This is a genomic window from Ralstonia mojiangensis (genome assembly GCF_023955645.1).
GTDB lineage: Bacteria > Pseudomonadota > Gammaproteobacteria > Burkholderiales > Burkholderiaceae > Ralstonia > Ralstonia mojiangensis.
In genome coordinates, this window is the sequence record NZ_JAMXHU010000004.1 from 394,983 (window position 1) to 420,344 (window position 25,362).

The following is a 25,362-nucleotide window of genomic DNA, read 5'->3' on the forward strand; positions in this document are numbered from 1 at the left end:
TCAGGTGGATTACTGATTCGCGGTCGAAGTGCGGATCACCGTGGCTTGCGAGCCTTCCACGTTCACCAGGAACTTCTCGATGACCGACAGGTAGACCACCTTCACGTCGGCCTGCATGTAACCCAGCGCCACGCGGTTCATGGGGTTGTTGTTCGCATCGATCTGCACCGAGAACGCCGGGCCACCATTGACCGCGCCGATCATCCCTTGCTGCTCCATCGAGCTGAGGAAGTTCGACAGCGTGGCCGCTGCCTGCGCGCGCACCGTGGCCGACTGCAGCTGGCCGACGTACTTGCCCATGCCCGCGTTGATCGTGCTGGCGATGTAGTTGGTCATGCGCGTGTAGTTGTCGCCCTGTGTGAGCGCGTTCGAGCTGGTGTTGTGCCCCGCGCGGCAACCGAAGTACGCGCCGCCCGGCACCGGATTCGTCACCACATCAATGCCCGCCTGGATCAGCGCTTGCAGCTCGGCCGAGCTGTAGCTCTGGTTCGCGAACGTCTTCTGCGTGCCCACCACGCCGTAGATCTGCTTGTTCAGGCTGCTGTTCTGCGGGGACAGGTTGGCCAGCAGGCCCGCGACAAACCCTTGCGGCGACACCAGGCGCGTCACACCGTTGACGGTATCGAGCCAGTACACCCAATCGCCAAACAGCAGCTTGAAGGCGTACGAATCAATGCCGGCAGTGCTCTTGGCCGTCACGGCGTTGGCGATGGTGTCGCCGCTCGGGCCCGTGCCGATCATGTAGATGCCTTCGGACAGGCCAAACGCCACCTGCGTCGGCCAGGTCGTCGCATCGGCGCAGTCGGCCAGCATGGCGATCGACACGCCTTGGTTGCGCAGCGCGTACATGCCCTTGCGCGGTACGGTGTCCTGGCCGAGCAACACAGCGCCGGTGATGGTGGCCGCGCCATCGGTACCGCCCGCCAGTTGCAGCGTGGCGGCCGTCGGTGCGGTGGTGCTCGCGCCTGCGGTGGCAGTGATGATTTGCGAAGCGCCGCGCATCACGCTGACGCCGTTGTTGATGGCGTTGGCGATCGCCACCCACAGCGCATTGCCGGTCTGGCCTGCACCGATGTTGTCGAACACTTCCGGCGCCAGCGTGGGCGCGGCCACAGTCACTTTCCACGTGTTGGCTGCCGAGCCCGCCGACAGCGCCACCGTGACAGTGTTGCCCAGCGAGCCCGTGTACTTGGCGGTGAACGTCACGCCGTTGGTCTGGGCGACCACCGTGGCAGCGGTGTCGGTGCCGTCGGTCACGCGCACGCAGCGGAAGTTGTTGGCGCCCTGTTGCACTGCCACGGCCACTGCAGTACCCATGTCGTAGGTGCGGTTCTGGATCGCGCCGAACGTCTGCGCGTACATGGCCATGTTGCCGATCAATGTCGGCGAGTTGACGGGACCCCAGCTGGCCGTGCCGACCACGCCGAGCACGTTGGTGGGAACGCCGTTGAGCAGGGTGACCTGCGGCGGAACAATCTGGACGTACAGGTCCGGAACGATGAGAGCAGTGGTATTGATGCTGCCCTGCTGGACGATCGGCATGCGTGCCTCCAAGTGAGAAAACAAAATGGCCGCACAAAGGCGGCCGGCAATAAAAACCGCCCGAATGATTAGGGGCGGTGCGGTTGGTTGACTTCGATTACTGCACGATGGTCCGAACAGGAAACTGTGCGCCCATCGAGGCACCGGCCGTCACGTTCTCCGCCCCCGTCGCAATCTGGTAGGCCGTGTCGGTCACGATGGTTGCGTACTCCACGGCGTACCGCAGGTCACGCCGGTAGATGCCATTGGTCAGATCGTCATGCTGATGGCCGCGCTTGTAGCGCAGCGCGGCGCCCTGGTCGGGCAACGTCAAGCGCACGATGCCCGAGAGCACCGAATCAACCTTGCCGGCAATGACGTCGCGCGGCGCGCCGCCATTCGCCCACGTCGAGATCAGGAACGTGCGCTCTTGCCGGCGTGTCTCGCGCTGCACGGTCCCGATGCCACCCACGCGCGGCGAGATATACGTCGCATTCGGAATGGTGATCGACGTGCCAGCAGCCGTTGCCGGTTGATCGACCGCCACCAGCGCAGCGAGCGCCGCCGCGACGCTGGCCGGCGTATCGCTGGCCTGCGCGGCGTAGGCATACGCCCGGTCATCCACGAGCAGCACAACGTTCTGCGGCGTGCTGACGGTGCCGTTCACCATGACGGTTTGTGCGGCTACGCTCAAGGCCAGCGTGTTGGCCGGCGGTGTGGCCACGGTCCAGTCGGAGAACGCGGTGTTCGCATGCCGTTGATGGCTCGTGATCGGAAAGACCGAGACGTGCGCCTTGTTGGCCTGCAGGTCGGTCTTCAGTTGCGTCATGTTGGGCCAGCCGCTGTAGACCACCACCGGATTGCCCGTGATCGACGGCTGGCTGGTTCCGTTCGGATAAACCACGCCGGTGACGAGCGTGACGAGTGCGTTGGAAACATCGGAGAGATCTGCCATAAGACAAGCGCCTTCATCGATGCGCGCAGGAATGCGTGATCGATCGAGTGAGTTGCATCCAGGTTTGAAACGGCCCCGATCGGATGGTCACCGTGCAGTGACGTCGAGGCAGGTGTTGCGTGCAAGTGCATCAGTGAGCAAAGCGGAGAAACAAAAAAGCCCGCTGGGTGGCGGGCTTTTCTTCGCTACGTCTGCGCTTCGTCTGGGTAAGTCAATGCACCCCAGTGGGGTGCATGTCTCGGTCTGAACCGGTTACGCCGCGAGGGCAATCGAACATCTGGGAAACAGAATACGAAGGGGATATAAACGGTGCAAGGGGGCTGAAGAAAAAAATCAGAAAAATTTTCAGGCGGCCATCGGAGCCGCCGCTGCGGCCTTGGCTGCAGCACGCACGGCCTTCGTCATCTGCGCGCGAGCGACCTCCGAATCGATGACGTGCGACATGATCGACTGCGCCTTCGCAAGCCGCACCTTCCAGTGCTTGAGCGTATGCGGCGACGCGCCGTACTTGCGCACGAGAATGCGGCACACCATCTCTGCCGGCATGCGATGCACGTAGTGATACTGCAGCAAGCGCTTTGCTACAGGGTCAGCAATTTTCTGCCAGGCGTGCTCCACCAGCCAGCCGTCGTTCACATCGATGCTGACGATGGCCTGCGGCGCGCCGCTTTCCGCATCGCGCATGGCAACGGCCAGGCGTGCCCACGATGCGCAGTACTGCGGTTGCCAGCTTGGGTCGCGCACCACGCGACTCCAGTTCTCCAGACGGTCTTCGATTCCCATGTCCCTTGTCCTCGTATGTTCAGTGCTTGTTGATAGCGATATCGGCATGCGTCAATCGGCTTCGCGCGGCCGCCTTGCCCACTGCAGACAGCGCAAGAACGCGACGGCGCATGCGCCTATTGAAAGACGCGCACCTGCGCGGGCGCCGCACGCACCGATTGCACCCAGCGGCCTGTGACGCCGCACTTGCGCTCCTCATCCAGCTCCAGCCGCTTGGCGGCGATCAATTCGCTGCGGCGCGCAGAGACGCTCGACTTTTCAATGCGCAGCGCCTGCGCGATTTCGGCAATCGTGGCGGTGCCGCTGCGTGCCACGTAGTCGGCAATGCGATCGCACTGCAGCTTGGCCGTGGACGTGGTGCGGCCACGTCGAAAAGCATCCATCGAAGTTTGGGTGACAGTCATGGAAAGAGGCTCCAGTCGGCGCGGGGTGGCGCGCGGATTGAACAAGATTCGGATCGGCCGCGGCGCCTCCAGCAAGCGGGAGGTCGGTCGATGCAGAGAAGTTTAGATTGTTCTAAACTGTTGCGTCAAGACACTTCTAATACACAAATTAGAAATTTCTTGCTCTAATGCGACCCATGGACATCTACGACAACCGCCGCCAGTGGCTGACCTACTGGATCCAGACCCTCGTCAACGGAGACCGCTCGGCGTTCGAGCGTCTGTACGGGTATTCGCGTTCGCAGGTGGCACAGTTTCTCTCGCGCACCTACCAGGATGGCCGCAGCATCGGCGACATTGCCGCGCGCCGCCTTGAGAAGAAGCTGGGGTTTGCCGACCGTGTGATGGACACGCCCTTCTCCGATGCCGCCGCGCATGCTGCAGGCGGCAGCGCTGGCGACGTGGTACGCACGAGCGCTGGCGCTTCGGCGCACAGCAAAGGCTTTCCCGCACGCCCCATCACCACGTACAACAGCCTGGACGAACTGCCGGCCGAGACAACGATCCTGATTACGCACGTCGACGTGGCGCTTTCAGCCGGCAATGGGCGAGAAACGTGGCACGTTGAAGAGAAGGAACCCCTGCCGTTCCAGGCCGATTACGTCCGCCGGCTGGACGCCAGTCCCAAACACCTGGTGGCGGTGAAGGTGCGTGGCGACAGCATGGAGCCGCGCCTCTTTGATGACGACACGGTGGTCGTCGATAAGGCGGACCGGCGCATCCCCACGGGCGGCGGTGTGTTCGCGCTGGTGTACTGCGGCGAGATGCTGGTGAAGCGGTTGTTCCGCCTGCCCGACGGCTCAATCCGGGTGGTCAGCGACAACAAGGAGAAGCACGATCCGTTCATCGTGGCACCCGAGCAGCTCGAACACATCGACATCGTCGGCCGGGTCAAGTACCGGTCAGGCATGGGCGATTTCTGAGCGCCCCCAACGTCGACTTCTCAACACACAAACCCGCTTCGGCGGGTTTTTTTGTACCAAATCGCAGTCTTCTAAACATCACAAATTAGACATTTCTTGACATAAAGTTAGAAATGTCTAAAATACTGGGATGCGATGCGCTCAAGACAACGTCGCAGGGAGAGGGGAAGATGGCCGGCACGGCCTCGATCAAAAATGGGGCATGGCCCCGGGTAGCGTGAATCGCCAGCCCCGGTGTCGCGCCTGGATGCGAGGCCGGCAGGTCGATCTGGTGATCGTGGTAGCGCTGTTTTGCGCGGCGTTGCGCGAGCTCGGGCGCCTGCTCTGACGCGGAGACCCTCATGAAGCATGAACCGAACGCCGATCCAAGGCCTGTGGCCAGCGGCAACACGGCCTTCGTCGACTGGTTGCTCATCATCGGGATGGGGCTTTTTGCCGGCGGCGCGATGTATCTGGCCGTGCTCGTGCGCACGACCTACTAAACGTGCCGCGCTCAAACCAACTTAACGCGAACTGAATGACTTGAATGACTGAAACTGAAACACTGAACCGTATTCTTGAAGCAACCCGCACGGCATGGGGCCTGCCGGCCCTGCGATGCGGCGCCGCTTCACTCACCTCACAAAGCGCGCTGCATCAGCAGACAATCCAGCCAGCGATCAAACTTGTAGCCCACCGCCTCCAGCACGCCCACCTCGCGAAACCCGCAACGCGCGTGCAACTTGGCTGAGCCCGGATTTTCGCGGCCGCCGCCCACCACCGCCACCATCTGCTTGAAACCGCGCATCTGGCATTCACGGATGAGCGCCTCCAGCAGCAATGTCCCAACGCCCCGCCCTTGCGCTGCAGTGTCGAGATAGATGGAATCTTCCACGGTGTGGCGATACGCAGGCCGCGCGCGATGCGGGCCGGCATACGCATAGCCGAGCAGCACGCCGTCAGCTTCGGCCACAACGTATGGCATGCCGGCATCCTGCAGTGCGTGAAACCGGCGCGTCATCTCGGGCAGATCGGGGGCGTCGATCTCAAAGCTGGCGGTGCCGGTCTGCACGTTATGTGCGTAGATGCCGACGATAGTGGGCAGATCCTCCACCGTAGCCGGACGAATAGCGATGGCACCAGATTCGTGCACGGAAACGGCAGCGTTGATGGGCATTGCAGAAGACATGGCGGCAGGATTCAGAAGCGATATGAAGCGTTCATTGTCACGCCAATTCCACACGATCCGCATATCACCGAGTGCATTCCGGTGACATGGCTATCGGGCGGCGCCGGAATGCGGTAACTTGGCAGACGCTTTCGCCCCCCGCCCGCCGCGCCCTTCCTGCCATGCATGACCTGTTTCCCCTGATCGCCGAATACGGCGCGTTTGCCGTATTCCTGAATGTGCTGCTGACGCAAGCCGGTGCACCACTGCCGGCCGTGCCGACGCTGCTGGTGGCCGGCGCGCTCACGTTCCACGGACCGCTCTACCTGATGGAGCTGGCGCCCGCCGCCGTGTCCGGTGCACTCCTGGGCGACGGCCTGTGGTACTTCGCAGGCAAGCGCTATGGCCGGCACGTCATGGCACTGCTGTGCCGCGTATCGCTGTCGCCCGATTCGTGCGTACGGCGCACGCGCACGCAGTTCGAGCGCTGGGGCGCGCCGATGCTGCTCATTGCGAAATTCGTTCCGGGTTTGTCGACGGTCTCGTCTGCGCTGCTGGGCACGATGCGCACGCCGTTCAGCACATTTGCGCTGTACAACCTGGTGGGCTCGGCAGTTTGGGCAACGCTCTGGCTGCTACTGGGCCGCGTGGCGCATGACAGCATCGACCAGGCGCTGCGCCAGCTCGATCTGCTCGGCACGCGTGCCGTGCTGTTGATCGCATTGCTGGCCGCGGTGTATGTGGCGGCACGCTGGCTGCAGCGCTGGCGCTTTCGCAAGATGCTGGAGATGGCGCGCATCTCGCCCGATGAACTGCACGCACTGATCGAATCGGGCGCGGCCCCCGTCATCATCGACGTGCGCGCCGACAGCTCGCGCATGCTGCAGCCGCAACGCATTCCGGGGGCGATGCTGTACGACATGTCCACCAGCCACCGCGCGATCGAGATCGACGGCCCCGACCGCGAGATCATCATCTACTGTGCCTGCCCCAACGAGGCGTCTGCCGTGATGCTGGCACGTACGCTGATGGGACGTGGCTTCAAGCGCGTGCGTCCGCTACACGGCGGTATCGATGCATGGGTGGAGCGCGGCTACGGCGTGGAGCACGTGGTATCGGTCACCCCCGCCACACTCGCAACGGCGGAGGCGGGCGCCTGAAGCTCACGACGCATGTGCGCCGCACCGACAAAGCGAGCGCACAAAAACAAAAAGCGCACCTCGCGGTGCGCTCTCCCGTAAGTACGGCAAACATGCGGTGCGCCAGCCCCCCGGCTCGGACACCCCGCATCGGTCCGTGTGCATCCGCCCGAGGACGGATGTGGCGAAATGATCCCCGTTTGATCCCTTCTTCGCCAGTCGGACTTGACCCCCTTGTTATTCATTTGCAACGCTGCCGCATCAAACGTATGCGCGGCGTGCTCACGTTGTTATTTCCCGTCCTTCTTTCGTTGCCTTGCGGCTGGCCATTTATGCATGGCACTCCTGCGTACTAACGGCCGGCTAGCCTCAAACTTTAGGCGCCGCCGGCAATCGTCAGGCAAACGTATCGATCGCACCTTCGTGGCTGGACACACGGCGCGGCGCCACCGTCAGCGTGTCGGCGCGGTCTTGCGAGCCGCCGTTGCCATAGCGGCTGCCGCTGCCCCCGTTGCCCGAACCGCCACCCTGGTTTTGCGCCGACGAGCCTTGTGATGCGCTCTGCTGCTGGCTGAAATCGCCCGTGCTGACGGACGTTTGCGCAAGCTGCATCCCGCCTTGCTGCATGGCGTCGCGCAGGCGCGGCATGGCGTCCTGGACGAGTTCGGCCACGGCTTGGTGCTGGCAGACAAAGCTCGCGTTGACCGCGCCGTTGTCCACTTCCAGCTTGACGTGCATGCCGCCCAGCTCGGCCGGATTCAACTGCAGCTCGGCCGACGATTGGCGATGCACCTGCATGAAGGCGAGCTGGCTGGCCATGCTCTGCGGCCACGCGGCATCGCCAAACGTGGGCAGCGTATGGATTTGCTGCGGCGTGATCGACGTTCCTGCTGCAGCGGTTGTGTTGGCGCCAGCCACAGCAAAGGTCGGTGCGGCCATGCCCGCGTCGCCATTGGCGCGCGACAGCACGCCCTGGAACTGCATACCGCCGCCCTGCGCATTGGCCTGCGTGCCGGCGTTATCCGAATTGCCGGTGTTACCGCCATTGCTGGCGTGGCTGGTGGCATCGGTCACGGCGGCGGTTGCCGGTTGCGCGACGGTGCTGTGCGCATTCAGGTCGGTGCGGCGCGGCAGGCCGCGGTCGGCATTGGCGCCCTGTGCAGACGACGTGCTGCCGAGTTGGCGCACGGCAGCCGGCGTGTTGTCGGCAACGGCGCGCGTGCGGGCCATGGTCTGGGCCAGCGTGCCGCTGTCGGGCAGTGCGGTGGCAGGTGGCGTCGGCGTGTTTGCGGCGTTGGCTTTGGCGTCCTTGGCGGCGGGCAATCCGGCTTGGCCGGCTTGGCCCGCTTGTGCCGTCGTAGCCGGGTCTGCGGCGCCCTGCGTACTGTTGGCAGCCGCAGTTGCGGCGGCCAGTGCGGGGGCGTCATTTGCGGACGATTTGCCAGCCGCCTGCGCCGTCGCGTCGGCATCGGCGTTGGTATTCGATTGGGCAGCGGGCTGGGCGATCGGCTGTTGGGCGGCAGCGGCTTGCTGTGCGGCCTGGCGTGCGGCCTCGATCTGCGCAGCCAGTTGTGCCGCCGGGTCAACCACGGCCTGCTGCGCAGCGGTATCGAGATCCTTTGCACTGGCAGGCTGCGCCGGCTTGGCGTTGGCCGTATCGGCGGTGGTACTGGCCGGCGTGGTGACAGCCTGCGCGGGCGCGTTGGCATCTGCCGGTTTCACATCCTGATCGTTGCGTGCGGCGCCGGTGCGGGCGACATCCTTGCGGGCGATATCGGCACGGCGGCTGGCATCGTCGGCGGTGGATTGTGCGTCGGCGCGTCGGCGCGCGGCGTCTTGGGCCAGGCGGTCCGACAACAGGTTACCGAAGGTATCGGTGCCCGACGAGGAGGCCTGTGTCTTATCGGCGGCGGCAGTATTGCCGGCCGACAGCATGGCGCCCAGGTCCTTGGCAGCGGCGTTGGGGGTGGCACTCAAGCCCACGTTGACTCCATCTTGCGACTGCGTGTTCGCGTTGGTCTTCAATTGCCGCCCTGTGCCGCACGCATGCGGATCACCTTGGCGGCGTGTTCGTCGTTGTCGCGCTGGGCACGGCGTTCTTCGTCCAGGCGCTGCTCTTCAATGTGGCGTTGGCGCAGGATGTCGAACGATTGCTCGCGGCGCTGCTTTTCGAGCCAGTTGGCCCGGCTCATCGCAAGCTGCTGCTCCAGCGCGTTGATGGTGCCCTTCTGCTGGTGCACGGCATTGCCCAGGCGGTCGATAAAGGCCGCGTAGTTGCGCAAACGCGTGACGTCCATACCGCCTTCGGCGCTGCTCAGCATCTGCTGGTGATAGTTGTTGCGGTAGTCGGACAGCAGTGCCAACTTTTGCGTGGCGGCCTCGCGCGTGTTCATCAGGCGGCCGACTTCCTGCGTGGCTTTCTCGGTGTCCTTCTGCGCCAGTTCCAGCACGGTTTCGAGGCGGAACGGCTTGTTCATGGTGGTCATCGGTAGACCCTCCAGCTTCCCGTTACATCAACCCATCGGACGCAAACCCGGCGGCTTTAGCCTCCGGCTTGCGCAACGCTTGCGGTTTCACAGTGTCAAGTGGGCGTTTCATGCCAACACTCCCTGCATCTTCTCCAGCGTGTGCTCGCGGCTTTCGTTCTCGAACATGCCCTGCTGCAGGAACGCTTCCATGTCGGGGTAGCGCGCGATGGCCTGGTCGGTCACCGGGTCGCTGCCACGTGCGTAAGCGCCCACGGCAATCAGGTCGCGGTTGCGCTGGTAGCGGGCATAGAGCTGCTTGAAGCGGCGGGCCGTGTCGAGCTGCTCGCGCGGCACGATGGCCGACATCACGCGGCTGATCGACTGTTCGATATCGATGGCCGGGTAGTGGCCCTGCTCGGCCAGCTTGCGCGAGAGCACGAAGTGGCCGTCCAGAATGGCCCGAGCCGCATCGGCAATCGGATCCTGCTGGTCATCGCCTTCGGCCAGCACGGTGTAAAACGCGGTGATGGAGCCGCCGCGCCCATTGGCATCCACCATGCCGTTCCCGGCACGCTCGACCAGCGCGGGCAGCTTGGCAAACGCCGAGGGCGGATAGCCCTTGGTGGCCGGCGGCTCGCCGATGGCCAGGGCGATCTCGCGCTGCGCCATCGCATAGCGCGTGAGCGAATCAACGATCAGCAGCACGTTGCAGCCGCGGTCGCGGAAGTACTCGGCAATCGTGTGGGCGTAAGCGGCGCCCTGCAGGCGCATCAACGGCGAGGTGTCTGCCGGTGCGGCCACCACGGCCGAGCGTGCCATGCCTTCGTCGCCAAGAATCTCGTCGATGAATTCCTTGACTTCGCGGCCGCGCTCGCCGATCAGTCCCACCACCACCACGTCGGCTTCGGTGTAGCGGGCCATCATGCCCAGCAGCACGCTCTTACCCACGCCGGAGCCGGCGAACAGACCCAGACGCTGGCCCTGGCCGACGGTCAGCAGACCGTTGATGGCGCGCACGCCCACGTCGAGCACATGCTCGATCGGCTTGCGCTTGAGCGGGTTCAGCGGTGCCGGGTTCAATGTGCCCCAGGCCAGGTCTTCATGCGCGCCCAGCGGCCCCTTGCCGTCGAGCGGCTCGCCGTTGGCGTCCACCACACGGCCCAGCAGGCGCGGCCCCACGGGCAGGTATTTGCTGTGTGAAATCGTCGGGTCGGCTCCGTCTTCGCTCGACACCGCCAGACGTTGCGGCTCCAGCGGGAACACGCGCGCACCGGGCACCACGCCCATCAGATCCGTTTGCGGCATCAGGAAAGCGCGCTCTTCGGCAAAGCCCACCACTTCGGCCAGCACGTGCCGGCCGTGCGGCAGTTCCACGCGGCAGGCACTGCCCACCGGCAGCTTCAGGCCAACGGCTTCCATGACCAGGCCGGCCACACGCGTAAGCTTGCCGCACGTCACCACCGGGCGCGCCAGACGCGCACGCTGCGCGGTCTGCTGCAAGTGGGTTTGCCACATGCGCACGTTGGGATTGTTGACGGCGCTCTGCGCTGCCGGCTGCATGGTCTCAGGCGACATGGAGTGCCCCTCCTGCCACGCGCTCGGCTTCCGAGCGCTCGCTGGCAAGCCATGCGGTATCGCGGCCCAGCGCGCGGGTCAGTTCGGCCCAGCGGGTTTGCAGCGTGGCATCGGTTTCGCCAAAGCGGGTCTGCACGCGGCAGCCACCGCGCTCGATGGCGGCATCGACGATGAGCGTCCAGCCGGCGGCGGCCAGCTCGGTGCCCAGCGTCTGGCGGATCAGCTCTGCATCATCGGCATGCACGCGCAGCATGGCGGGCGCCGGTGCGGTGGGCGCATCGCCCAGCACTTCGCGAATCAGCGGCAGGATGCGCTCAGGCTGCGCATGCAGCGCGCCATGCAGAAACTGCTGCGCGAGTTGCAACGCCAGATCGACCAGCTCTTCGGCAACGCTGCCGTTCAATTGGTCGATCGCGTCGCGCACGGATTGCATCAGCGCGGCGATGTGTTTGGAATCTTCCTCGCCCTGGCGACGGCCTTGTTCAAAGCCATCCTGAAAGCCTTGCGCGAAACCATCGCGGCGGCCTTCGTCACGGGCGGTGGCAAGCTCGGCGTCCAGCGCGGCCTGCCATTCCTCTTCGGAAATCGGCGGTTCTTCAGGCTCGGGCGGCGGAGGCGGCGGCGCGGCGGCAGCAACAGCCTCTGCGGCCTGCCGACGGAAGTCGGTCGGCTCCCACGCCTGGTATTCGACCAGCGTGTCGCGCGGGATGATCGGCGGACGCGGCATCTCAGCGCCCCATCACAGCAAAGCGGCCAGCACGGTCAGACATAAGCGTCCTCCGCCTTGCGGCCGATGGTGATTTCGCCTTCGTCGGCCAGGCGGCGCGCAACCACCAGGATTTCCTTCTGCTGCGCTTCGACTTCCGACACCTTGACCGGGCCCAGCACTTCCAGCTCTTCCTTGAGCATCGTGCCGGCGCGCTGCGACATGTTGGCGAACACCTTGTCGCGGAACTCCTGCTTGGCGCCCTTGAGGGCCACCACCAGAACGTCCTGGCTGATCTCGCGCAGCAGCGTCTGCAGCGCACGGCCGTCCAGATCGATCAGGTTGTCGAACACGAACATCTTTTCGACGATGGCATCGGCCAGTTCCGGATCGCGCGAGCGCACGCCTTCGATGACGGAGCTTTCTACGGCGCTCGGCACCAGGTTGAGGATTTCCGCTGCCGTGAGCACGCCGCCCATCGCGTTCTTCTTGCGATGGTCGTTGCCTTGCAGCAGCTTGGTCAGCACGTCATTCAGCTCGCGCAGCGCGCTGGGCTGAATGCCGTCGAGCGTGGCGATACGCAGGATGGTGTCGTTGCGCAGGCGCTCGGTGAAATAGGTCAGGATTTCCGAAGCTTGATCGCGGTCCAGGTGGACCAGGATCGTGGCGATGATCTGTGGGTGTTCGTTGCGGATCAGTTCCGCCACCGACGATGCATCCATCCACTTCAGGCCTTCAATACCGCTGGTGTCGCCGCCCGACAGGATGCGGTCGATGATGTTGGCAGCGCGGTCGTCGCCCAGTGCCTTGCGGAAGACGGTGCGGATGTACTCGTTCGAATCCACGTCCAGCGGCAGGTCTTCGGCTTCGATGAAGAACGCGTCAAAGGCGTCGAGCACACGCTCGCGCGACACGTTCTTCAGCGCGGCCATGGTCGCGCCCAGCTTCTGCACTTCGCGCGGGCCCAGGTGCTTGAGCACTTCGGCGGCTTCGCTTTCGCCCAGCGACATCATGAGGATGGCGCTGCGTTGGAGTCCTTCGGCGCTCATTCGTTACTCACCCATTGTTTGATGACGGCCGCGACTGCGCGCGGGTTGCTCTGCGCCACGCGGCGCATGGTCTCGAGCTTCTTCTCGAAGTCGTTGTTCTTGAGTTGCGGCAGCGCGTCCGGCAGCTCTTCGGAATCGGCGCCGGCAGCCGCCGGGCCTTCCAGCTCCGGCCCGGCCGAAGCCGCGGCGCCGGTGATGATCGGGGCGTTCGGATCTTCGCCTTCGCGGCCGACGAAGGTGGGCGTGGCCGCCTCGTCCTTCTTGCCCATCGAGCGGATCGCCGGACGGATCACCGCGAACACCAGGATCAGGAAGCCGATTGCCAGCGCCAGATATTTGGCGGCCTGGATGGCGTACTGGATCATCTCCGGCTGCTTCCACAGCGGCAGGTCATCCTTGGCGATCGGCATCGAGCCCGAGAACTGGCTGTTGACCACGTTCACGGAGTCGCCACGCTTGGCGTCAAAGCCCACGGCATCCTTGACCAGCGCGTTAAGGTTGGTCATCTCGGCTTCCGACAACGGCTTCCAGGTCTTGCCGTCGCCACGGTAGTTGACCACCACGGCCACCGACAGGCGGCGCACGGTGCCCACTGCGGCGCGGGTGCGGCGCACGGTCTTGTCGACTTCGTAATTGGTCGTGGTGTCGCGGGTGCTCGACGAATTGCCGGTGGCTGTGCTGCCGCTCGTGTTGGCAGCCGCCGCTTGTTGCGGTTGGCTATTCGGGCCGTTTGCAGCCGGTTGCGACGCCGAGGCCGGCGCCGGTGCGGTCGGCAACATGCGCGGCGCGGTCGGCGGTTGGTTGGACAGCGCGCCCGGAACGCCGCCCTGGGCGTCGGCCTTGTTCTGCGTGGCTTCAGCGGTGTGCGTGCTGCGCACGGCTGCATTGGCCGGGTCCTGGTTCGGACGATACGTCTCGGCCATCTGCTCGGTGTTGTCCAGATCGACGTCGGCCGTCACCTGCGCACGCACGTTGTCTTCGCCCACCACAGGGCCGAGGATGGCTTCGATGCGCTTGATATAACCCTGCTCGACGTCGCGCACGTAGCTCAACTGCGTCGGGTCAAGGCCCGAGGCGTTGTCCTGGAACGACGACGACAGCAGGCGGCCCGATTGGTCGACCACCGTCACGTTGGCCAGCGGCAGGTTCGGCACGCTGCTCGACACCAGGTGGCCAATGGCCTGCACCTGCGAGCGGTCAAGCATGCGGCCCGGATACAGCTTGAGCAGCACCGACGCGCTGGGCTTGGCCTGCTCGCGCACGAACACCGACGGCTTGGTCATCGCCAGATGCACGCGGGCGGACTGCACCTCCTGCATGGCCTGGATGGTGCGGGCCAGCTCGCCTTCCAGGGCGCGCTGGTAATTGACTTGCTCGGCAAACTGGCTGGTGCCGAATTTCTGGTTTTCCATCAGCTCGAAACCGGCCTGGCCGCCCTTGGGCAGACCTTGCGAAGCGAGCTTCAGACGGGCTTCATGCACGCTCGTCTCGGGCACCATGATGGCGGTGCCGCCTTCGGCAAAGCGGTACGGCACATTCATTTGCTGCAGCGCAGCGATGATCGCCCCGCCGTCGCTGTCGGACACATTGCTGTACAGGACGCGGTAGTCCGGAGCGCGGCTCCACAGCATCGCGGCGGCAATGACGGCCACCAGCGCGGCACCGCCGATCATCAGCAGCAGTCGCGGCGACAGACGGCCAAGCGGGCCCAGGGCGCCCAGCGCACCTGCACCTCCCGCTTTCTGGCGCGTCATCGCGCCCTGGCCCACCGCCGGCATATCGACCGTACCGAGCGTGTCGGCGACAGCAACCGAATCGGCTGTCGTTGGCATCCCAAATCTCCTGACTGACTACGTTGCTTGAGCGCTCACCCAATGTCTGGGCATGGCTCCGTGGTTGCCATTATCGGCAGCGGGTGCGCAAGCAAATTGCCAAGAAGAGGGCCTTTTCCCGTTCTTTTGGGCGCTTGGGAACGGCGGGCGGGCGGCTACCTTTGCATCACCGTGGCGCCATAGCGACCAACCGGCCGGGGCGGAAAGCGCTCCAGGAATGCCGGCCCAGGCAGCTAATCAACGGCCCCACAAGCAAGACAGAGAAACGAGGAGCTTTCTTCACATGGACATTACGAACGCCAATTCAGTGGTCTCGCTAATGAACAGCGTGCTGGCGCCGTCCAGCACGGTGGGCGGCATTGGCGGGGGCGTCGGTTCGGCCACGGGCGACGGCGCCAAGGTCAGCGTGGACTTCGGGGCGGTGCTCAAGTCGTCGCTGGACCGGGTTGACGCGTCGCAGCAGAAGGCTGAATCCGTTTCGCGCAGCTTCGAAATGGGCAACAACGACGTGGATCTGCACGACGTGATGCTCTCGCTGCAGAAGGCCAACATCGACATGCAGACCGCGGTGCAGGTGCGCAACAAGTTCGTCTCGGCGTACCAGAGCATCATGAGCATGTCGATCTAACGTCACTTTTCTACGCTTCTTTTTCTTCGCGCCGCATGTCCAAACACGCCAAACACCGAGCCAAGCCCGCCCGAGGCAGTCTGGCGCTGGTCGTCATCGCCCGCGACGAGGCCGCCTGCATCGAGCGCTGCCTGATGAGCGCCAAGCCGCACGTCGACCGCATGATCGTGCTGGATACCGGCTCGACCGACGACACCGTGGCGATCGCCAAGGCGTGCGGCGCGCAGGTGCACCATTTCACGTGGGTGGATGATTTTTCCGCCGCCCGCAATGCCGCGCTGGCCGCCGCCAATGCGGACTGGAACCTCGTGCTGGACGCCGACGAGTGGATCGAGGCCGGCACGGAAGAGCTGCGCAACGCCTGCACCTTTGGCCCGCTGCTCGGCGTGGTTTGCATCCGGAGCGAATACGACATTTCCGGCCATGTGGAGCATTCCAATAGCTGGATCGCGCGCCTCTTGCCGCGCGGCGTGCGCTACAAGGGCCGCATCCACGAGCAACCCGTCGCAACCGCAGCCAACCTGCAGCGCGTGCGGCTGCCGCTCGTGATTGGCCACGACGGCTATATGAACGCCAAGCTGGACCAGAAGCGCGGGCGCAACCACACCCTGCTGCAACTGGAGTTGGCCGCGCATCCGGATGACCCGTATGTGCTTTACCAGCTCGGCAAAGATTTCGAGATCAACCAGAAAGACCCGGCCGAGGCCGCCGCGCATTACCAGCGCGCGCTGGCCACGGCACCCAAGGCGGCGCCATATCGGCATGACCTGTGCATCTGCCTGCTGGCGTGTCTTTCCAAATCGAAGCAACTCGACGCGGCCATCACGCTGGCGGGTGAATGGATGGAGGAGTGGTCCGGCTCGCCCGACTACTTTTACATGCTGGGCCACCTGATGTTCGAGGCAGCGGCACAAGACCCCGCGCAGGCCGAGAAACAGTGGCTGCCAATGGCGGAAAACGCCTTCCTGAAGTGCCTGGAGATTGGCGAGCAGCCCAAGCTGGACGCTGCCGTGTTCGGGCGCGGCAGCTTTGCCGCCGCAAAGTACCTGGCGCTGACCTACCGCGCCCTGGCCGACACGCTGGCCATCAAGTCGAACCAATATTCCGACCTCGCGCGGCAGATGCAGGAACGCAGCGCAGTCGCGGCCGCATGAGCACGCAATCATGAAGACAGTCATCCTGGCCGGGGGCCTCGGCACGCGCATCAGCGAGGAATCGCACCTGCGGCCCAAGCCGATGATCGAGATTGGTGGCCGCCCGATCCTGTGGCACATCATGAAGATCTATGCCGCCCACGGCATCAACGACTTCATCATCTGCCTCGGTTACAAGGGCTACGTCATCAAGGAGTACTTCGCCAACTACTTCCTGCACATGTCGGACGTGACGTTCGATATGTCGAAGAACGAAGTGACGGTGCACGAACGCCACGCCGAGCCCTGGCGCGTCACGCTGGTCGACACGGGCGAACAATCGCAGACCGGCGGGCGCCTGAAGCGCGTGGCCGCCTATCTAGACCCGAACGAGCCGTTCTGCTTCACCTATGGCGACGGCGTGTCCGACATCGACATCACGAGCAAGATCGCCTTCCACCGCGAGCACGGCAAGATGGCCACCGTGACGGCCGTGCAGCCGCCTGGCCGCTACGGCATGCTCCAGCGCGACGGCGCACGCGTGACCGGCTTTACTGAAAAGCCTCCCGGTGACGGCGGCAGTTGGATCAACGGCGGCTTCTTCGTGCTCAATCCATCCGTGATCGAATACATCGCGAGCGAAGACACGCCGTGGGAAGGCGCGCCAATGGCACGCCTGGCCGAGATGGGCGAATTGAACACGTTCGAGCACCACGGTTTCTGGCAGCCGATGGACACGCTGCGCGACAAGAACAGTCTGGAAGCCCTTTGGCAGGCCGGGAGTGCACCGTGGAAAAAGTGGTGACGCTCGACCCGCGTGCTTGGGTTGGCAAGCGCGTCTTCCTGACCGGGCATACCGGTTTCAAGGGCAGTTGGCTTGCGCTCTGGCTGCGCCAGCTTGGCGCCGAGGTGTACGGCTACAGCCTGGCACCGGAAACAACGCCGAATCTGTTCACCGCTGCTGACGTGGAACCCGCATTGGCCGGTCATACGCTGGCGGATATCCGCGATGCGGAGGCCCTGCGTATCGCGATGACAGCGGCGCGGCCCGATGTGGTGTTCCATCTCGCGGCGCAACCGCTGGTGCGTGCGTCGTACAACGACCCGGTTGGCACCTACGCCACCAATGTGATGGGCACCGTGAACGTGCTGGAAGCCGCGCGCGGCTGCACGAACCTGGCTGCCATCGTGGTGGCTACCACCGACAAGTGCTACGACAACCGCGAGTGGGCCTGGGGCTATCGCGAGACCGATGCACTCGGCGGCCATGACCCGTACAGCGCATCCAAGGCCTGTGCCGAACTCGTCGTCGCAAGCTACCGGCGCGCCTTCTTCGCCAACGGCCCGCTGCTGGCCACGGGCCGCGCAGGCAATGTGATCGGCGGCGGCGACTGGTCAGAAGACCGGCTCATCCCCGATGCCGAGCGCGCGATGCGTGCCGGTACCCCGCTAGTCATCCGTTCACCTCACGCTACGCGGCCCTGGCAGCACGTTCTGGATTGCCTGCATGGGTATCTGGTGCTCGCGCAACGGCTGCTGGCCGGCGACGCGGCCTGCGCGACCGCCTGGAACTTCGGCCCGGACAGCGCCGCCACCCGCACGGTCGAACAGGTCTTGCAAGGCTTGCAACACCATTGGCCCACGCTGATCTGGCAACTGGACGCCAACTCCGCCACCGGCAAGCACGAAGCCGGCATGTTGCATCTGGACGCCAGCCGGGCACGCCAGCAGCTAGGCTGGCAGACAGCGTGGCCGTTCGAGACCGCGCTGGAACAGACCGCCGCGTGGTATCGGCATCTGCATGAAAAGACCGCGGGCGCACGCGCGCTCTGTGACCAGCAGATCGACCGCTTCACCGCCGTCGCGTCTGCCGCCACATCCTGGAGCGCCGCATGAGCCGCTTCACCATCCAACCGACACCGCTGGCCGGCGTGGTCGAGATCAGCCGCAAGGTCATCGGTGACCATCGCGGCTACTTCACGCGCTTCTTCTGCGCAGACGAACTCGCCGCCGCCGGCTTTGACAGCCCGATCGCGCAAATCAATCACTCGTATTCCGCCAAGCGCGGCACCGTGCGCGGGCTGCATTTTCAGTACCCCCCGCATGCCGAGATCAAGCTCGTGAGCTGCGTGCGTGGCCGTATCTTCGATGTAGCCGTTGACCTGCGTGCGGGCTCGCCGACGTTCCTGCAATGGCATGCGGTGGAGTTGTCCGCCGAACGCCACAACAGCCTGCTGGTGCCGCGCGGATTTGCCCACGGCTTCCAAGCGCTGGAAGACGATTGCGAGCTGCTGTACCTGACCTCGACGCCGTACGCGCAAGCCGCTGAAGACGGGATCAACCCGACCGACAGCCGCCTAGGCATCGCCTGGCCGCTCGACATTACCGAATGCTCCGACCGGGACCGCAACCATCCGCCGCTGACGAACGCGTTTGCGGGCATTGCGCTGCGAGCCCTGAATCCTGAACTGCAGGAACAGCCATGACCCAGAAGATTCTGTACTCCAAGCCGTCGATCACCGAGCTGGAAGTCGAATACGCCACCGACGCCGCACGCAACGGCTGGGGCGACCAGTGCTACGCCTACATCAATCGCTTCGAAAAGCAGTTTGCGGAATTTGTCGGCACGCAGTACGCCATTGCCACATCAAGCTGCACCGGTGCCATGCACATGGGCCTGGCCGCGCTCGGCATCGGCGCCGGCGATGAGGTGATCCTGGCCGACACGAACTGGATCGCCACGGCATCGCCCATCACTTACGTGGGCGCCACGCCGGTGTTTGTCGACATCCTGCCGGACACGTGGTGCCTGGACCCGGCACTCGTGGAAGCGGCCATCACGCCGCGCACAAAAGCGATCATCGCCACGCACCTCTACGGCAACCTGTGCGAGATGGACCGCCTGCTGGACATCGGCAAGCGCCACGGCATTCCTGTCATCGAAGACGCGGCCGAGGCTGTGGGCTCTCGCTGGCACGGCCACGCAACGGGGTCGCAAGGCATCTTCGGCACGTTCTCGTTCCATGGCACCAAGACCATGACGACGGGCGAAGGCGGCATGTTCGTCACGAACGACCGCGCGCTGTACGACCGCGTGATGACGCTGAACAACCATGGCCGCGTGCCCGGCGGCAAGCAGTTCTGGTCTGACTTCATCGGCTTCAAGTACCGTATTTCCAACGTGCAGGCCGCCATCGGCTGCGCGCAGCTCGAGCGCATCGACGCACTGGTTGCGCGCAAGCGCGAGATCTTTGCCGAGTATCAGGCGCACCTTGGCGGCGTTGCTGGCCTTGCGCTGAACCCCGAGGCGCCCGGCACGCTCAACAGCTACTGGATGCCCACCGTCGTGTTTGACGAAGCGCTGGGCATTACGCGCGACGGGCTGCTGACTGCGTTCTCGCGCCGCGGCATTGATGCACGCGTGTTCTTCTATCCGCTGAGCGAAACCGAGCTGTTCGGCACGTCCGCCGCCACCGCGCGCCACAACGCGCCCAACAGCTACGCGATTGCCGAGCGCGCCATCAACCTGCCGTCGTATCACGACATGTCGAGCGAGAACATCGAGACGGTGTGCAACGTCGTGCTCGATCTCGTGCGCGAACATCAGGAGACGCTGACATGCCTGGCATCCTGAGCCCCGATCAAATCGAGACATTCCAGCGCGACGGCCTGCTGATCCTGCGCGACTTTTACGCGCCGTCGCAGATTGAGCCGATTCAACGGGCGATCTACGACATCATCGGTCTGGTGATCGACAAATACCGTCTCGACATTGACCGCGCACCGTTTGCGCCGGAACGATTCGACGACGGCTATCAGGCGGTCATCAAAGCCAATCGCAAATACGGCGCCGAGGTGTACGACGCCGTGAAGCAGATCCCCGCCTTTGTCCGCCTGCTGGGCGACGAGCGCCATGAGCAGCTCGTTCGCAGCGTGCGCCCCGGCGCGCTGCCGGGCATTGCGCACGCCGGCTCCGGCATCCGCATCGACAACCCGCGCGAAGAGAAATTTCGTGCCAACTGGCATCAGGAATATCCGGCCCAGTTGCGCAGCCTCGACGGCGTGGTGTTCTGGAGCCCGCTGGTGGAAATCACGCCCGAGATCGGGCCGGTGGAATTCTGCCCCGGCTCGCACGTCGAAGGCCCGCTGCCCGTCTTCAGCGCGGACCCGGACAACGCCGGCAAGCAAGGCGCCTATGCATTGCTGATCAAGGACGAGGCGAGCTACCTCGCGCGCTATCCGCACGTGCAGCCTCTGACCAAGCCGGGCGATCTGGTGATGGTCGACTTCCTGGTGCTGCACGCATCGGGCCACAACACGAGCCAGCGCTCACGGTGGTCGATGCAGTTCCGCTACTTCAATTTCTGCGAGCCGACCGGGCGCTCGCACGGCTGGAAGGGCTCGTACGCCAACGGCGTCGACTTCCGTACCGTCCACCCCGAACTCTCCGTGGAAGCCTGACCATGATCCAAGGTGCACTGCCCTGCAACGTCTGCCAGCAACCGCTGCCAGAACCGATTTATCGCGCCGCGCCGCAAAGCTCGCTGTCTTCCCTGCGCCGCGCCATGGACGGCACGCTCGAGGTCTTCTGCTGCGCCGCGTGCGGCCATATCCAGACCGTCGAACTGTGTGACAACGGCAGCTTCTACGACACCGAGTACGACATCCTCGTGGGCAGCGAGGAAGAAGACCAGATTTACGCTGTCGAGAACGGCCAGAAGATCTTCCGCGCCGATCACCAGGTCGCCACGTTCCAGCGCAAGCTCGCCTTACCGGAAGGCGCGCGCGTGGTCGACTTCGGCTGCGCAAAGAGCGCGACCATGCGCCTGCTGAAGCAGCAACGCCCGGACGTGAACGTCCACCTGTTCGACATCAGCGACCGCTACGTGGGCTTCTGGGAGAAATTCCTGAGCCCGGAAGAATGGGCCACGTACACGATCCCGCCGGCATGGCAGCGTTCGTTCGATGTCGTCACCTCGTTCTTCTCGCTGGAGCACATCCCAGACCTGAAGACGGCGCTGCGCAACATCCACGGCCTGCTGCGCGACGGCGGCCGCCTGTACGCCATCGTGCCGAACACATTCACCAATTCGGTGGATTTTCTGGTGGCTGATCACGTCAACCACTTCACGCATACGTCGCTGCAGACGCTGCTGGCCAATCACGGGTTTGACCTGCTCGAAGCCGATGCGCAAAGCCACCGTGGCGCGTTCGTCGTGACTGCCGTGCGCCGTCCTGGCGACAGTAAAGTCGCGCCGGTGGTCGACGCACAAGAATTGGCCGACACACAAAGCGCAGCCAACAAGCTGGCCAACTTCTGGCAGCAAGCGTCCAGCCATCTGACCGACTTTGAAACGCAGCACGGCAGCGCGCCCGCGGTGATCTATGGCGCCGGTTTCTATGGCGCCTACACCGCAAGCAACTTGCAACAGCCGCATGCCCTGCGCGCGTTTGTCGATCAGAACCCATACCTGCAAGGGTCCTCCCTGGCGGGCAAGCCGGTCGTGGCGCTGGACAGCATTCCGGATGAGGTTGAGGTGGTGTACCTGGCCGTCAACCCAGTCATTGCAGATGAAGTGCGGCACACCGTGGAAGCGGCGTATCCGAATCGCTTCCGCTATTTCCGCTTCCAGCCATGATCGCGCGCGGCTCCCTCGTCCTTCGGGAATGGCGCGAGAGCGACATCGCGCAACTGCTGCCGTTGCGCAACGATGTGCCGACGCAGCTGCAGCTCATGACGCGCCCGCGGCCCAACTCGGCCGCGAGTGTGCGCGACTGGCTGATTGCAAAATCGAAGCAGAGCGATCTGGTGCTCTTCGTCATTGCCAGTCAGGCAGATGACAGCGTGCTGGGCTACCTGCAGTTGAACCACATCGATGCGGTGAACAGGCACGCTTCGCTCGGCATCTGCCTGGCGTCGTCTGCGCAAGGCAAGGGCCACGGGCGCGCCGCATGCGAAGCCGCATTTTCCTACGCCAGTGAAACGCTGTGCCTGCGCAAGATCACGCTGGAAGTGCTGGCCGAAAACACGCGCGCCATCGCGCTGTACGAGAAGCTCGACTTCCGGACCGTCGGCACGTTGGCCGGCCACTACCTGCAAGACAACCGCTGGCACGACGTTGTTCTCATGGAACGGATGCTGGCGCCATGAAGGTCGTGATCACACAACCGATGCTCTTCCCGTGGGTCGGGCTGCTTGAGCAGATCCTGCTGGCCGACGTGCTCGTCAATTACGCCGACGTGCAGTTCTCCAAGGGCAGCTTCACCAACCGCGTACAGATCAAGGAGCCGGCCGGCACGCGCTGGATGACGGTGCCGCTGGAGAAGTTCCACCTCGGCGCACGCATCGACGAAGTCAAACCCGCCACCAACGTTGACTGGCGAGCACAGCATCTGCGCATGCTGGAGCAGGCCTACGAGGCCGCGCCGCATGCAAGCGACATGCTGACGCTGGTGCGCTCCGTGTACGAAGCCGACTACGCCAACATGGGCGAACTGGCACTGGCATCCATGCACGCGGTGTGCCGCTACCTGGGTATCGAGCTGGACCGCAAGTTTGTCGATTCGCCTGAACTGGACATTCCCGGCCGCAATACCGACCGTGTGCTCGCCATCGTGAAGAAGCTGCAAGGCGACACCTACATCACCGGACACGGTGCCAAAAACTACCTGGCCCACGCCAAGTTCGAGCAGCAAGGCGTTGCCGTCGAATACATGAATTACGCCATGCGGCCGTATCCGCAGTTGCATGGCGCGTTCACCCCGTTTGTCAGCAGCCTGGACCTGATTGCCAATCATGGCCCGGCCGGCAAGCAGTACATGTGCCCTCAGACCCTCCACTGGCGCGAGTTCATCCAATGAGTGAAATCGAAGCAATCCAAACCGAAGCGCTGCGAGACGTGGCGCCCGTGAAGCAGGCGGAGGCCATCCAGCAGGTTGCGCTGAGCGTCTGCATCCCGACCTACAACCGCGCCCGCTATCTCGACAACCTGCTCGCAGAACTGGTCTCGCAGATTGGCGAACTGAAGTTCAGCTACGAACTGCTGATCGGCGACAACTGCTCGACCGACGCCACCGAAGAGGTCGTCGGCCGCTATCAGGACAAGCTGAACATACGGTATTTCCGCCGCCCATCCAATCTGGGCTCGGCAGAAAACCTGAACCAGCTTTATCGCAGCGCGCAGGGCAAGTACGTGCTCTACCACGCCGATGATGACCTGCCGATCCTGGCCGAGATCAACAACAACATCGACATCTTCGAGCGCAACCCGGGCGTGGATGTCATCTTTGCGCCGTGGTTCATTCACGACTTGCCGACGCGGCAGGATGTCACCGCGTTCTATCGCCAGGACGACAACTACCTGATCGAGCAGCACGACTACGCCAAGCTGCTGGCGCTGGTCTTGTCGCACCACCTGTTTCCGGAGATCTACCTGGCACGCCGCGAGGTGATGGACCGCATCTATTTCAGCGCGCCCGAACCTGCGTTCTACGCCTTCGTGCACGCGGCAGAAATGATCGGCTCCAGCGCGGTGTACTTCAGCAAGACGCCGTTCTATCGCTCGGTCTCGCGCTACTTTGCCGACGAGACCCGCGCCCAGGCCGGCAACGAAGAAGTGAAATATGCATGGGACCGCTATCGCGGCGGCCTGGAATACCTGTTCGGCAAGTTTTCGCACACGCTGCCGGCAGCCGAGCGCCCGGAGTGGCTGAACGCCATCAACCAGTTCGTGCTGGCGCGCATGAAGGTCGCGCTGCGTCTGCGCACGCATGAAGGCGGCAACTGGATCGACAACTATTACATCGCCAACCGCATCCGCGCGCTGGGCGAAGTGTCCGATCTGCCGGCGCCGTATGACCTGTACCGCGTCAATGCCGCGTTCGAATACGTAACCAAGCTCGATCCGTTCAAGCCCGAGCCGCCGAAGTACGCCACCCTGCGCCGCGCGCCGCTTCAGGTCTTTCACCATGCGCACGGCTTTGCCGAAACCGGGTTTCTGGTGCTCGACGACGATGCCGCCATTCCGCATCACACCATCGTCGTGACGCCAATTCCGATGGACATTGCGGTGCCGGCCGGCCGCGAAGTCCGCTTCGTATCGGAACTCGAAACGCTCGCCAAATTCCCCTGAGTCACTGGTCACGCCAACATGGACCTCTCCAACGCCAATTCCGTGGTCTCGCTGATGAACAGCGTGCTGGCACCGTCAAGCGCCGTCGGCGGCAGCACCGCCAGCGGCGATGCCGGCAAACCCAGTGTCGACTTCGGCTCCGTGCTCAAGTCGTCGCTGGACCGTGTCGACGCTTCACAGCAGAAGGCTGAATCCGTTTCGCGCAGCTTCGAAATGGGCAACAACGACGTCGACCTGCACGACGTGATGCTCTCGCTGCAGAAAGCCAACATCGACATGCAGACTGCCGTGCAGGTGCGCAACAAGCTGGTCTCGGCATACCAAAGCATCATGAGCATGTCGATCTGAGATCACGCTGCCCCGCCCTTTTCCATGTTCCGGAAAAGGCTTTTTGGTCGTCCTTGATATTTATATTGCGTGCAATATAATTGCGTCATCGATTTCAAGATCGATCTCCCGGCCGACATGTCGCCGACCGGGCTTCCCAAATAAGAGGACCCGACCATGAAGACGCTCTACCAGACCCAAGTCACCGCTGAAGGCGGCCGTGCCGGCCATGTTCGCAGCGCCGATGGCACGCTGGATCTGCCCCTCTCGCTGCCGCGCGAACTCGGCGGCGCAGGCGGTGCCGCCACGAACCCGGAGCAACTGTTTGCCGCCGGTTATGCCGCCTGCTTTGAAAACGCTGTGCTGCATGTTGCACGTGGCAAGCAAATCAAGCTGGCGTCGACATCGGTGACGGCCACGGTGGGCATTGGCCCGCGCGAAGATGGCGGGTTTGCGTTGACAGTGTCGCTGGCTGCCACCCTGGGCGGCGTGGATCAGGCGACGGCGGAGGCGCTTGTGACTGCCGCACATGGTGTATGCCCCTATTCGCATGCCGTCCGTGGCAATATTGACGTCCAATTGAACACGGTCACGCGCTGAG

27 protein-coding genes are annotated in these 25,362 nt (G+C 64.0%); 16 read left to right on the forward strand and 11 right to left on the reverse strand.

Going from position 1 to position 25,362, the window contains the following annotated elements:
- Nucleotides 1-9: 9 nt before the first annotated feature.
- From NG898_RS18400 to NG898_RS18415, 4 genes are all read right to left on the reverse strand, one after another.
- On the reverse strand, nt 10-1,542 hold the full coding sequence (locus tag NG898_RS18400) for a phage tail protein (protein WP_252693795.1): 1,533 nt from the start codon (nt 1,540-1,542) through the stop codon (nt 10-12).
- A gap of 97 nt (nt 1,543-1,639) precedes the next feature.
- The gene (locus tag NG898_RS18405) at nt 1,640-2,476 is read right to left on the reverse strand and encodes a hypothetical protein (protein ID WP_252693796.1); all 837 of its coding nucleotides are present in this window, start codon (nt 2,474-2,476) and stop codon (nt 1,640-1,642) included.
- A 345-nt stretch (nt 2,477-2,821) separates the two neighbouring features.
- A complete protein-coding gene (locus NG898_RS18410) occupies nt 2,822-3,259 on the reverse strand; it encodes a hypothetical protein (RefSeq protein WP_252693797.1) in 438 nt (145 codons plus the stop codon).
- A 116-nt stretch (nt 3,260-3,375) separates the two neighbouring features.
- Nucleotides 3,376-3,663, reverse strand: a complete 288-nt coding sequence (locus tag NG898_RS18415) for a hypothetical protein (protein WP_252693798.1) — start codon at nt 3,661-3,663, stop codon at nt 3,376-3,378.
- A 176-nt stretch (nt 3,664-3,839) separates the two neighbouring features.
- On the opposite strand from NG898_RS18415, the gene NG898_RS18420 reads away from it, so the two are divergent.
- Together NG898_RS18420 and NG898_RS18425 are read left to right on the forward strand one after the other, a co-directional pair.
- A complete protein-coding gene (locus NG898_RS18420) occupies nt 3,840-4,625 on the forward strand; it encodes a S24 family peptidase (RefSeq protein ID WP_252693799.1) in 786 nt (261 codons plus the stop codon).
- 341 nt (nt 4,626-4,966) lie between these two features.
- Nucleotides 4,967-5,107 (forward strand): hypothetical protein, encoded by a 141-nt coding sequence (locus NG898_RS18425; protein ID WP_175537092.1) that lies wholly within the window; start codon nt 4,967-4,969, stop codon nt 5,105-5,107.
- Between the two features lie 137 nt (nt 5,108-5,244).
- Here the strand turns inward: NG898_RS18425 and NG898_RS18430 are convergent, their stop codons facing one another.
- Nucleotides 5,245-5,781: a GNAT family N-acetyltransferase gene (locus tag NG898_RS18430; protein WP_392397888.1), complete on the reverse strand. Its 537-nt coding sequence runs from the start codon at nt 5,779-5,781 to the stop codon at nt 5,245-5,247.
- 173 nt (nt 5,782-5,954) lie between these two features.
- Between NG898_RS18430 and NG898_RS18435 the strand changes: the two genes are divergently transcribed.
- A complete protein-coding gene (locus NG898_RS18435) occupies nt 5,955-6,932 on the forward strand; it encodes a DedA family protein/thiosulfate sulfurtransferase GlpE (RefSeq protein ID WP_252693801.1) in 978 nt (325 codons plus the stop codon).
- Between the two features lie 375 nt (nt 6,933-7,307).
- Here the strand turns inward: NG898_RS18435 and NG898_RS18440 are convergent, their stop codons facing one another.
- The 6 genes from NG898_RS18440 to fliF form a co-directional block, all read right to left on the reverse strand.
- Nucleotides 7,308-8,894 (reverse strand): flagellar hook-length control protein FliK, encoded by a 1,587-nt coding sequence (locus tag NG898_RS18440; RefSeq protein WP_252693802.1) that lies wholly within the window; start codon nt 8,892-8,894, stop codon nt 7,308-7,310.
- Between the two features lie 38 nt (nt 8,895-8,932).
- Nucleotides 8,933-9,397 (reverse strand): flagellar export protein FliJ, encoded by a 465-nt coding sequence (gene fliJ, locus NG898_RS18445; protein ID WP_065855816.1) that lies wholly within the window; start codon nt 9,395-9,397, stop codon nt 8,933-8,935.
- A gap of 108 nt (nt 9,398-9,505) precedes the next feature.
- Nucleotides 9,506-10,954, reverse strand: a complete 1,449-nt coding sequence (fliI, locus tag NG898_RS18450; RefSeq protein WP_252693803.1) for a flagellar protein export ATPase FliI — start codon at nt 10,952-10,954, stop codon at nt 9,506-9,508.
- On the reverse strand, nt 10,944-11,681 hold the full coding sequence (gene fliH / locus NG898_RS18455) for a flagellar assembly protein FliH (RefSeq protein ID WP_252693804.1): 738 nt from the start codon (nt 11,679-11,681) through the stop codon (nt 10,944-10,946). Before fliH ends, fliI begins: the two co-directional genes overlap by 11 nt.
- Before the next feature lie 35 nt (nt 11,682-11,716).
- Complete coding sequence (fliG, locus tag NG898_RS18460; RefSeq protein ID WP_024977623.1) at nt 11,717-12,709, reverse strand: flagellar motor switch protein FliG; 993 nt, start codon at nt 12,707-12,709, stop codon at nt 11,717-11,719.
- Nucleotides 12,706-14,541: a flagellar basal-body MS-ring/collar protein FliF gene (fliF, locus tag NG898_RS18465; RefSeq protein ID WP_252693805.1), complete on the reverse strand. Its 1,836-nt coding sequence runs from the start codon at nt 14,539-14,541 to the stop codon at nt 12,706-12,708. Before fliF ends, fliG begins: the two co-directional genes overlap by 4 nt.
- A gap of 283 nt (nt 14,542-14,824) precedes the next feature.
- Here fliF and fliE (NG898_RS18470) point away from each other — a divergent pair, with 283 nt between their 5' ends.
- The 13 genes from fliE (NG898_RS18470) to NG898_RS18530 all read left to right on the forward strand — a co-directional run bounded on the left by fliE (NG898_RS18470) (nt 14,825) and on the right by NG898_RS18530 (nt 25,361).
- Nucleotides 14,825-15,169 carry a flagellar hook-basal body complex protein FliE gene (fliE, locus tag NG898_RS18470; RefSeq protein WP_045203479.1) on the forward strand — a complete coding sequence of 115 codons (345 nt, stop codon included), beginning with the start codon at nt 14,825-14,827 and terminating at the stop codon, nt 15,167-15,169.
- Between the two features lie 35 nt (nt 15,170-15,204).
- Nucleotides 15,205-16,323, forward strand: coding sequence for a glycosyltransferase family 2 protein (locus tag NG898_RS18475; RefSeq protein ID WP_252693806.1), 1,119 nt, complete (start codon nt 15,205-15,207; stop codon nt 16,321-16,323).
- Nucleotides 16,324-16,333: 10 nt separating this feature from the next.
- Entirely contained in the window at nt 16,334-17,107 is a 774-nt protein-coding gene (gene rfbF / locus NG898_RS18480; protein WP_045203481.1) for a glucose-1-phosphate cytidylyltransferase, read from the forward strand.
- Complete coding sequence (gene rfbG, locus NG898_RS18485) at nt 17,092-18,198, forward strand: CDP-glucose 4,6-dehydratase (protein WP_252693807.1); 1,107 nt, start codon at nt 17,092-17,094, stop codon at nt 18,196-18,198. The genes rfbF and rfbG overlap by 16 nt, the downstream gene beginning before the upstream one ends.
- The gene (rfbC, locus tag NG898_RS18490) at nt 18,195-18,788 is read left to right on the forward strand and encodes a dTDP-4-dehydrorhamnose 3,5-epimerase (RefSeq protein WP_252693808.1); all 594 of its coding nucleotides are present in this window, start codon (nt 18,195-18,197) and stop codon (nt 18,786-18,788) included. The genes rfbG and rfbC overlap by 4 nt, the downstream gene beginning before the upstream one ends.
- Entirely contained in the window at nt 18,785-19,936 is a 1,152-nt protein-coding gene (locus NG898_RS18495) for a DegT/DnrJ/EryC1/StrS family aminotransferase (protein ID WP_252693809.1), read from the forward strand. Before rfbC ends, NG898_RS18495 begins: the two co-directional genes overlap by 4 nt.
- On the forward strand, nt 19,921-20,763 hold the full coding sequence (locus NG898_RS18500; protein WP_252693810.1) for a phytanoyl-CoA dioxygenase family protein: 843 nt from the start codon (nt 19,921-19,923) through the stop codon (nt 20,761-20,763). The genes NG898_RS18495 and NG898_RS18500 overlap by 16 nt, the downstream gene beginning before the upstream one ends.
- 2 nt (nt 20,764-20,765) lie before the next feature.
- Complete coding sequence (locus tag NG898_RS18505) at nt 20,766-21,941, forward strand: class I SAM-dependent methyltransferase (protein WP_252693811.1); 1,176 nt, start codon at nt 20,766-20,768, stop codon at nt 21,939-21,941.
- Nucleotides 21,938-22,453, forward strand: a complete 516-nt coding sequence (locus NG898_RS18510; protein ID WP_252693812.1) for a GNAT family N-acetyltransferase — start codon at nt 21,938-21,940, stop codon at nt 22,451-22,453. Before NG898_RS18505 ends, NG898_RS18510 begins: the two co-directional genes overlap by 4 nt.
- Entirely contained in the window at nt 22,450-23,163 is a 714-nt protein-coding gene (locus NG898_RS18515) for a WbqC family protein (protein WP_252693813.1), read from the forward strand. The genes NG898_RS18510 and NG898_RS18515 overlap by 4 nt, the downstream gene beginning before the upstream one ends.
- Nucleotides 23,160-24,434 carry a glycosyltransferase family 2 protein gene (locus NG898_RS18520; RefSeq protein WP_252693814.1) on the forward strand — a complete coding sequence of 425 codons (1,275 nt, stop codon included), beginning with the start codon at nt 23,160-23,162 and terminating at the stop codon, nt 24,432-24,434. The genes NG898_RS18515 and NG898_RS18520 overlap by 4 nt, the downstream gene beginning before the upstream one ends.
- 18 nt (nt 24,435-24,452) lie before the next feature.
- Nucleotides 24,453-24,782: a flagellar hook-basal body complex protein FliE gene (fliE, locus tag NG898_RS18525; protein WP_252693815.1), complete on the forward strand. Its 330-nt coding sequence runs from the start codon at nt 24,453-24,455 to the stop codon at nt 24,780-24,782.
- A 156-nt stretch (nt 24,783-24,938) separates the two neighbouring features.
- Entirely contained in the window at nt 24,939-25,361 is a 423-nt protein-coding gene (locus NG898_RS18530) for an organic hydroperoxide resistance protein (RefSeq protein ID WP_092971075.1), read from the forward strand.
- Nucleotide 25,362 lies beyond the last annotated feature (1 nt).

What these genes read in the sequence shown, in the direction of transcription:
- fliE (WP_252693815.1), top strand. Translation starts at nt 24,453, where the DNA reads ATGGACCTCTCCAACGCCAATTCCGTGGTCTCGCTGATGAACAGCGTG.
- NG898_RS18415 (WP_252693798.1), bottom strand. Translation starts at nt 3,663, where the DNA reads ATGACTGTCACCCAAACTTCGATGGATGCTTTTCGACGTGGCCGCACC.
- NG898_RS18505 (WP_252693811.1), top strand. Translation starts at nt 20,766, where the DNA reads ATGATCCAAGGTGCACTGCCCTGCAACGTCTGCCAGCAACCGCTGCCA.
- NG898_RS18430 (WP_392397888.1), bottom strand. Translation starts at nt 5,781, where the DNA reads ATGCCCATCAACGCTGCCGTTTCCGTGCACGAATCTGGTGCCATCGCT.
- fliJ (WP_065855816.1), bottom strand. Translation starts at nt 9,397, where the DNA reads ATGACCACCATGAACAAGCCGTTCCGCCTCGAAACCGTGCTGGAACTG.
- fliG (WP_024977623.1), bottom strand. Translation starts at nt 12,709, where the DNA reads ATGAGCGCCGAAGGACTCCAACGCAGCGCCATCCTCATGATGTCGCTG.
- NG898_RS18400 (WP_252693795.1), bottom strand. Translation starts at nt 1,542, where the DNA reads ATGCCGATCGTCCAGCAGGGCAGCATCAATACCACTGCTCTCATCGTT.
- NG898_RS18435 (WP_252693801.1), top strand. Translation starts at nt 5,955, where the DNA reads ATGCATGACCTGTTTCCCCTGATCGCCGAATACGGCGCGTTTGCCGTA.
- NG898_RS18515 (WP_252693813.1), top strand. Translation starts at nt 22,450, where the DNA reads ATGAAGGTCGTGATCACACAACCGATGCTCTTCCCGTGGGTCGGGCTG.
- fliE (WP_045203479.1), top strand. Translation starts at nt 14,825, where the DNA reads ATGGACATTACGAACGCCAATTCAGTGGTCTCGCTAATGAACAGCGTG.
- NG898_RS18530 (WP_092971075.1), top strand. Translation starts at nt 24,939, where the DNA reads ATGAAGACGCTCTACCAGACCCAAGTCACCGCTGAAGGCGGCCGTGCC.
- NG898_RS18405 (WP_252693796.1), bottom strand. Translation starts at nt 2,476, where the DNA reads ATGGCAGATCTCTCCGATGTTTCCAACGCACTCGTCACGCTCGTCACC.
- NG898_RS18475 (WP_252693806.1), top strand. Translation starts at nt 15,205, where the DNA reads ATGTCCAAACACGCCAAACACCGAGCCAAGCCCGCCCGAGGCAGTCTG.
- NG898_RS18425 (WP_175537092.1), top strand. Translation starts at nt 4,967, where the DNA reads ATGAAGCATGAACCGAACGCCGATCCAAGGCCTGTGGCCAGCGGCAAC.
- NG898_RS18520 (WP_252693814.1), top strand. Translation starts at nt 23,160, where the DNA reads ATGAGTGAAATCGAAGCAATCCAAACCGAAGCGCTGCGAGACGTGGCG.
- rfbC (WP_252693808.1), top strand. Translation starts at nt 18,195, where the DNA reads ATGAGCCGCTTCACCATCCAACCGACACCGCTGGCCGGCGTGGTCGAG.
- NG898_RS18500 (WP_252693810.1), top strand. Translation starts at nt 19,921, where the DNA reads ATGCCTGGCATCCTGAGCCCCGATCAAATCGAGACATTCCAGCGCGAC.
- fliF (WP_252693805.1), bottom strand. Translation starts at nt 14,541, where the DNA reads ATGCCAACGACAGCCGATTCGGTTGCTGTCGCCGACACGCTCGGTACG.
- NG898_RS18510 (WP_252693812.1), top strand. Translation starts at nt 21,938, where the DNA reads ATGATCGCGCGCGGCTCCCTCGTCCTTCGGGAATGGCGCGAGAGCGAC.
- NG898_RS18495 (WP_252693809.1), top strand. Translation starts at nt 18,785, where the DNA reads ATGACCCAGAAGATTCTGTACTCCAAGCCGTCGATCACCGAGCTGGAA.
- NG898_RS18420 (WP_252693799.1), top strand. Translation starts at nt 3,840, where the DNA reads ATGGACATCTACGACAACCGCCGCCAGTGGCTGACCTACTGGATCCAG.
- fliH (WP_252693804.1), bottom strand. Translation starts at nt 11,681, where the DNA reads ATGCCGCGTCCGCCGATCATCCCGCGCGACACGCTGGTCGAATACCAG.
- fliI (WP_252693803.1), bottom strand. Translation starts at nt 10,954, where the DNA reads ATGTCGCCTGAGACCATGCAGCCGGCAGCGCAGAGCGCCGTCAACAAT.
- NG898_RS18410 (WP_252693797.1), bottom strand. Translation starts at nt 3,259, where the DNA reads ATGGGAATCGAAGACCGTCTGGAGAACTGGAGTCGCGTGGTGCGCGAC.
- rfbF (WP_045203481.1), top strand. Translation starts at nt 16,334, where the DNA reads ATGAAGACAGTCATCCTGGCCGGGGGCCTCGGCACGCGCATCAGCGAG.